The organism is Streptomyces sp. NPDC050211, assembly GCF_040656035.1.
Lineage (GTDB): Bacteria > Actinomycetota > Actinomycetes > Streptomycetales > Streptomycetaceae > Streptomyces.
This window is the reverse complement of sequence record NZ_JBFALC010000144.1, coordinates 1-6,211: the sequence shown is the minus strand read 5'-3', so window position 1 is coordinate 6,211 and position 6,211 is coordinate 1. Positions and strand designations below refer to the sequence as shown.

Sequence of the window (6,211 nt, the reverse complement as noted above, 5' to 3'; positions counted from 1 at the left end):
GTCGTGCCCTGCGTCTAGGGGGCCGGGGGTGGGACGCGCGGCCCGGCGCTGACGGGGCGCCGCCTGCGCCCACCCGTGCCGCCCCAGGCGGCACGCATGCCCGCAGCTTGGGGGGAGGGCGGTCCGGCGCCTGTTGGGTGGGCGCCGTCTCAGGCGGCACGCGTGCCCGCAGGTTGGCGGGACGGCGGCCCGCAGCTGGGCGGCGCGGGCAGTCCGCCGTCTGCTGGGTGGGCGGCGCCTCAGGCGGCACGCATGCCCGCGGCTTTGCGGCACGGGCTCAGCGGCGTAGCAGAACCTTGCGGGTTGCTCGGGCCAGGCGGGTTGTGGGGCGGTGGGAGGGTGGGGTGGGGGATGAGCGGTCCAGGTGCCAGGTGTGGAGGTGGCGTCGGGCTGTTGGGTTCTCGGGGTGGCCCGTGGACAGCAGGTGGCCTGCGAAGTCCAGTGCGTCCTGGCGGTAGCCGCCGGTCATCGGGTGGCGCTGGGCGTAGGCGAGGAAGGCGGGGCGGTAGGCCTGGCCCAGGATGTGCGGGAGTTCGGGGGCGACCTTGGCCACGACGTCCGCCCGCTTTCCGGCCAGGGCACGGGCCTGTACGCCCAGCCGGACCCGGTCGAAGCCTTCGGGTACGGGCGTGCCGGCCACCAGGGCGGAGAGCAGGGCCGTCTGCGCGAGGGCGAGGCGCTGGCGGGCGGCGGTCGTGTCGGCGGGAGGCTCGACGGGGGACGAGCTCTGGCGTGCCTCGGAGCCGTCCGGTGCCACGGAGTCCTGCGGTGCCTTGGAGCCGTCCGGTGCCACGGAGTCCTGCGGTGCCTTGGAGCCGTCCGGCACCACCGAGTCCTGCGGTGCCTTGGACTCCCGCGGTGTCGTCTCAGATCGCCCTGTCGACGACTCCCTTGTCGCCCGTCCCTTCTCCAGCGCCCCCCGGATCGCCCCCAACTCCCGCCCCAGCTCCGCCGGTTCCGGGAAGTTCTCGTCTCGTTCCAGCAGGACTCCGGGGGGTGAGACCTGGGAGGCGAGGTCGGTCAGGATGTCGAGGACCGCTTCGGGGACCGGGTGGGCGTGGCTGTCGTGCCAGACGCCGTCGCGTTCGAAGCCGCCGGCGACATGGACGTAGGCGATGGCTTCGAGGGGGAGTTCGGCGAGGGCCTTGGCCGGGTCCTCCGCGCGGTTGACGTGGTTGGTGTGCAGGTTGGCCACGTCGATGAGGAGCCGGACGCCGGTGCGGTCGGCGAGGTCGTACAGGAACTGGCCCTCGGTCATCTCCTCGCCGGGCCACGCGATGAGCGCCGCTATGTTCTCCACGGCGAGCGGCACGGGCAGGGCGTCCTGGGCGATGCGGATGTTCTCGCAGAGGACGTCGAGGGCGTCCCGTGTGCGGGGGACCGGCAGCAGGTGGCCGGCTTCCAGGCGCGGGGATGCGGTGAGGAGGCCGCCCGCTCGTACGAACGCGATGTGCTCGGTGACCAGCGGGGCGCCCAGCGCCTCGGCCCGCTCGGCGAGCGCCGTGAGGCGGGTCTCGTCGGGGCGGTCGGCGCCGCCGAGGCCGAGGGAGACGCCGTGCGGGATCACGGTCACCCCGCGCTCGCGCAGCCGCCGCAGCGACTCGGGGAGATGGCCGGGGCACACGTTCTCCGCCACGGCCTCGACCCAGTCGATACCCGGCATTCGCTCCACGGCGTCCGCGATCTCCGGCCGCCACCCGATTCCCGTCCCCAGTCGCTCCATCGTCCCCTCCTCCACCCGATGTCACCTGGCTGTGCCGCGTCGTCTCCTTCGACGTTCCGCCGCTGTGTGACGGGGGTATGGCCCCGGCGCGCCGACCCGAACCGCGCTCCGGGCGCCTTCAGAGCAACATTTGAGGTTCGGGGGAGGAAGCGGACGTGGACGGGAGGCCGCCGACGGAGGGGGATACGCGCGGGAGGCGGCCCGTGTTCAATGGCGCGGGCAGACCGTTCAGCGCTTTAGGGCCACGCCTCCGAAGCTGTCCACGTCCCGCCGCTCGTCCGTGCCGGCCGGGCCGGAGCGCCACTCGGCGACCGGGACCAGACCGGGTTCCAGCAGGTCGAAGCCGTCGAAGAAGCGGGCCAGCTGCTCGGGGGCCCGGTTGATGCGGGGGTTGTCGCTCGCCTCGTTCCAGCGCTCGACCATCGCCCGCATCTCGTCCGCGTGGAACACCTCGGTGCTGTCGCAGAACACCAGGTGGCTCCCGGCGGGGAGGGCGTCCTTGAGCTGTTCGACGATCGGGTAGGCGGTGTCGTCCGGGACGTGCGCGACGATGCCGAGCAGCATGAGCGCGACGGGCCGGCTGAAGTCGAGCGTGCGCTCGGCGCCCCGCAGGATGGACTCCGGGTCGCGAAGGTCGGCGTCGATGTAGTCGGTGGCGCCTTCCGGGGTGCTGGTGAGCAGCGCGTGGGCGTGGGTCAGCACGACGGGGTCGTGGTCGACGTACACGATCCGTGCCTCGGGGGCGATGCCCTGGGCGACCTCGTGGGTGTTGTCGAGGGTGGGCAGGCCGGTGCCGACATCGAGGAACTGCCGGATCCCGGCCTCCGCGGCCAGATAGGTGACCGCGCGCTTCAGGAACCCTCGCTGGGCGCGCGCGATGTCGACGATCTCGGGGTTGAGCTCACGCATCTGGTCACCGACCTGCCGGTCGATCTCGTAGCAGTCCTTGCCGCCCAGCCAGTAGTTCCAGATGCGAGCGGAGTGCGGCACCTTGCTGTTGATCAGCGGACGGTCGACTGACATGACAACTCCCGGACATTCCCTCGGCGTTGCGCGCTCCCAGCGGCGCGGGTCTCACCGTAGCCGGATGATCTGTGCGGGGCGACCAGCGCCCCGCTTCGGCATCAGTACTCCAGTTCGGGGCGCAGGGGGCCGCCGACCGCGTGCAGGTGTCGTAGGACCTGGGCGTAGGAGTTGACGAGTCCGGTCTCGTGGTAGGCGATGCCGTGCCGGGCGCAGAAGGCGCGTACGAGTTCCTGGGCATGGCGCAGGCCGGGCCGCGGCATGGAGGGGAACAGGTGGTGCTCGATCTGGTAGTTCAGCCCGCCGAGCGCGAAGTCGGTGAACCGGCTGCCACGGATGTTGCGTGAGGTCAGGACCTGCCGGCGCAGGAAGTCGATCTTGTCGTCCTTGCCGAAGATGGGCATGCCCTTGTGGTTGGGGGCGAACGAGCAGCCCATGTACAGCCCGAAGAGCCCCTGGTGCACGGCGAGGAAGGCCACGGCCTGGAGGGGGGTCAGGACCAGGAACAGGGCGGTGACATAGCCGACGAGATGCACGGTCAGCAGTCCCGCCCCGGCCAGCTTGGCTCCCCGTGAGCCCGCGGTGCCGTCGCGCTCGAACTGCGCCCGTACGCCGGCCACGTGCAGGGCGAGTCCTTCCAGCAGCAGCATCGGGAAGAACAGCCAGGCCTGGTGGCGGGCCAGCCAGGCATAAGGGCCGCGGCGGACCCGGGCGTGGTCCTCGGTGAAGGCGATCGCACCGTCGGCGATGTCGGGGTCGCGGTCGACGTGGTTGGGGTGGGAGTGGTGCCGGTTGTGCTTGGCGATCCACCAGCCGTAGCTGAGGCCGATCAGCAGGTCCGCGTGCACGCGGCCGAGCAGGTTGTTGACGCGCTTGGAGCGGGCGATCTGCTGGTGTCCGGCGTCGTGCCCGATGAACCCGGTCTGGGTGAACATCACCGCGAGGAAGGCGGCCGTCACCAGCTGCCACCACGACTGCCCGATCAGGGCGAACGCGGTCCAGCCGGCGGCCAGCAGAAGCAGGTTCGCCCCGACCTTGACGGAGTAGTAGCCCGGCCGCCGCTTCAGGAGCCCGCTCTGCTTCACCTCGCGGGACAGGGCGGCGTAGTCGCTGCCTCGGCCGGCGGGCGGGGGTTTCGCCGTCCCGGCGTGCTCCGGCGGCTGGGTGCCCCGGTTGATGATCTCAGTGGTCACGTTTTTCCTTTCGGGGTGGGTGCGGGCTGGCTTTCGACGGCGCGGGGGCAGGGCGCCGGATGCGGAAAGGCCCGTGGGGAAGCAGCGCAAGGCAGGCCCGCGGCACGGGCCTGCCTCGGAACGGGTGTCCTCAGAGTGAGGTCTCCTTCGAGATGGCGAATCGATGCGGAGAACGCGCGCTCGCGCGTCCCCGGGCTGCTGGTCGCCAGCCGTCGAAGAAAACCCCCCACACGACAAAGCGCCCGCTGTCAGAACTCCGCGGGCGCTTCCACGTCGCAAACTTCAACTACAACCACTCACTGAACGTCCCGAGCGCCGGGAAGGTTCCCGGCCGCCCTATCTGCCCAAGGTCATGAGCGGGCAGTAGCGGCTGCCGCCTTCGACGGCGACCGTTTTCCCGGGCGCGATCTCCGTGAAGCCCGCGTCGCGGACCACCGGCAGGCCGCTCGTGGTGAGCTCGGGCCAGCGGTCGGCGGGGGCGGCGCGGACGGCCAGGGGGAAGCCGGCGTCGCGCCAGGCGGCGCGGTCCTCGTCCGACAACTCCCACCAGGCGAGCTGGGCGCCATGGCCGACCTGGGCCATCGCCTTGCCGGCCGTCATGTCCAGGTCGGGACTGAGCCACAGCACCGGCACACCCGGGTCGGCCCCGGCCGGCGGCTCCGGGTCGTCGAGGTCGGTGCCGGAGACCTGGAGCCGGGCGAGGTCCTTGGGCCAGCCGTCCAGCGGGACGGGCGGGAAGACCCGTACCTCCGCGGATTTGCCCGTGACCGTGATGCCGGACAGTGCCTCGGCCCGCCGCCACTCGGCGCCCCGCGCCCGCCGCACCACTTTGCGTATCCGCGCGTCCTGCCAGTCCCGCACGGCCTGCGCCCACTCGCCCTCCCCCAGCGCACGCTCGTCGCTGAGCAGCACCAGCACCGCGCGGGCCGCGGTCTCCAGCGCGTCCGTACGGGCCGGGGGAGCCGCCCGCTCGATCCGTACGACCAGCGGCAGCACGAACTGCGGCGCCTCGTCGCGCACGGAGGACTCGGAACGAAAAGGGCTGTCGCCGGGCACGCCGGGATCACCGGGAACGGATGGATCACTGGTCACGTCCTCCAGTCTGCCAGGCGGAAGATCGGTTCCTCCGGCCGCGAGAGGATGACCGCATGCAACGCGAATTGCGGCTGGAGCGCGTCGGCCGCCGCTACGGCCTGCGCGGACCCTGGGTGCTGCGCGGGGTCGACCTGGCCGTGACCCCCGGCACTCTGCTGCGGATCGAGGGCGCGAACGGCACCGGCAAGTCCACCCTCCTCCGGCTGCTCGCCGGGATCGACGCCCCGACGGAGGGCCGGATCAGCGGCCGTCCGCGCACGGCCTACGTCCCCGAGCGCTTCCCGTCGGCGCTGGCCTTCACCCCGTCCGGCTATCTCACCCACCTCGGCGCGGTGCACGGCCTGTCCCGTACGGCGGCGGCCCGCGCCGCCGACCAGTGGCTGGAGCGCTTCGGCGCCGCCGCCCACGCCCGGACGCCGATGTCGCAGCTGTCGAAGGGCAGCAGCCAGAAGGTCGCCGTCGCCCATGCCCTGCTCGCCGAGCCGGACCTGCTCGTCCTCGACGAAGCCTGGACCGGCCTGGACGAGTCCGCCCGCGCCGAGCTGGAACGAGCGGTCGCGGAACGGACTGCGGCGGGCGGAGCCGTGGTCTTCGTCGACCACGACCCGCACCGCCTGGCAGGGGCGCCCGACGCGACGTACACCGTGCTCGACGGCGCCCTCAACCACCGTACGGAACAAGGTACTTCGCCCTCCGGACCGTACGCCGTCATCGTGGTCCAGGGCCCGCCGGGCGGACCACTGCCCGACACCCCGAAGCTCGCCTCCGCCGAGGAGACCGCGCCCGGCACCCACCGGCTCACCGTCCCCGCGTCCCACTCGGACGTCGTCCTGCGCTCCCTGCTGACAGCCCGCCCGCCGTGGCATGTGGTGAGCGTCGCGCATGAGGACGTGGAGGAGGTCCGATGACCGCGCTCCTGCGCTATCAAGCGGCCCTGCTGCTGCGGCCGTTCATCCTGTACGCCGTGTTCCTGGGCGTCGGTGTGCAGGGCGGTCAGCCGGTGCTCGACTCGCTCGGCTATGCCGCGGCGGCGCTGCTGCCCGTCGCCGCCTGGCTGGTGCGGATCTGCGTCGGCAACGAGCCGCACCGCCGCCCGCGCCCCGGTGGCCGCCGCGGCCGGACCCGGACGGGCGCACCTGGCCTGTCTGCTGGTCGCGCTGGCGTCGGCCGCGGCGCT

Annotated in this window: 5 protein-coding genes and 1 pseudogene; 2 read left to right on the top strand and 4 right to left on the bottom strand. The window is 72.5% G+C overall.

Features of this window, described 5'->3' with window-relative positions; translation table 11 throughout:
* Positions 1-277: 277 nt before the first annotated feature.
* The 4 genes from AB0I98_RS49265 to AB0I98_RS49250 form a co-directional block, all read right to left on the bottom strand.
* Positions 278-1,723 carry a DUF692 domain-containing protein gene (locus AB0I98_RS49265; RefSeq protein WP_362952980.1) on the bottom strand — a complete coding sequence of 482 codons (1,446 nt, stop codon included), beginning with the start codon at positions 1,721-1,723 and terminating at the stop codon, positions 278-280.
* Positions 1,724-1,951: 228 nt separating this feature from the next.
* Complete coding sequence (locus AB0I98_RS49260; protein WP_362952978.1) at positions 1,952-2,746, bottom strand: SAM-dependent methyltransferase; 795 nt, start codon at positions 2,744-2,746, stop codon at positions 1,952-1,954.
* A gap of 101 nt (positions 2,747-2,847) precedes the next feature.
* On the bottom strand, positions 2,848-3,939 hold the full coding sequence (locus AB0I98_RS49255; protein ID WP_362952976.1) for an acyl-CoA desaturase: 1,092 nt from the start codon (positions 3,937-3,939) through the stop codon (positions 2,848-2,850).
* A 336-nt stretch (positions 3,940-4,275) separates the two neighbouring features.
* Positions 4,276-5,031: a peptidyl-tRNA hydrolase gene (locus AB0I98_RS49250; protein WP_362952974.1), complete on the bottom strand. Its 756-nt coding sequence runs from the start codon at positions 5,029-5,031 to the stop codon at positions 4,276-4,278.
* Between the two features lie 56 nt (positions 5,032-5,087).
* On the opposite strand from AB0I98_RS49250, the gene AB0I98_RS49245 reads away from it, so the two are divergent.
* Both AB0I98_RS49245 and AB0I98_RS49240 read left to right on the top strand, forming a co-directional pair.
* Positions 5,088-5,942 carry an ATP-binding cassette domain-containing protein gene (locus tag AB0I98_RS49245; protein WP_362952972.1) on the top strand — a complete coding sequence of 285 codons (855 nt, stop codon included), beginning with the start codon at positions 5,088-5,090 and terminating at the stop codon, positions 5,940-5,942.
* A pseudogene (locus AB0I98_RS49240) lies at positions 5,939-6,211 on the top strand (ABC transporter); the annotation flags it as partial. The gene AB0I98_RS49245 and the pseudogene AB0I98_RS49240, both read left to right, overlap by 4 nt.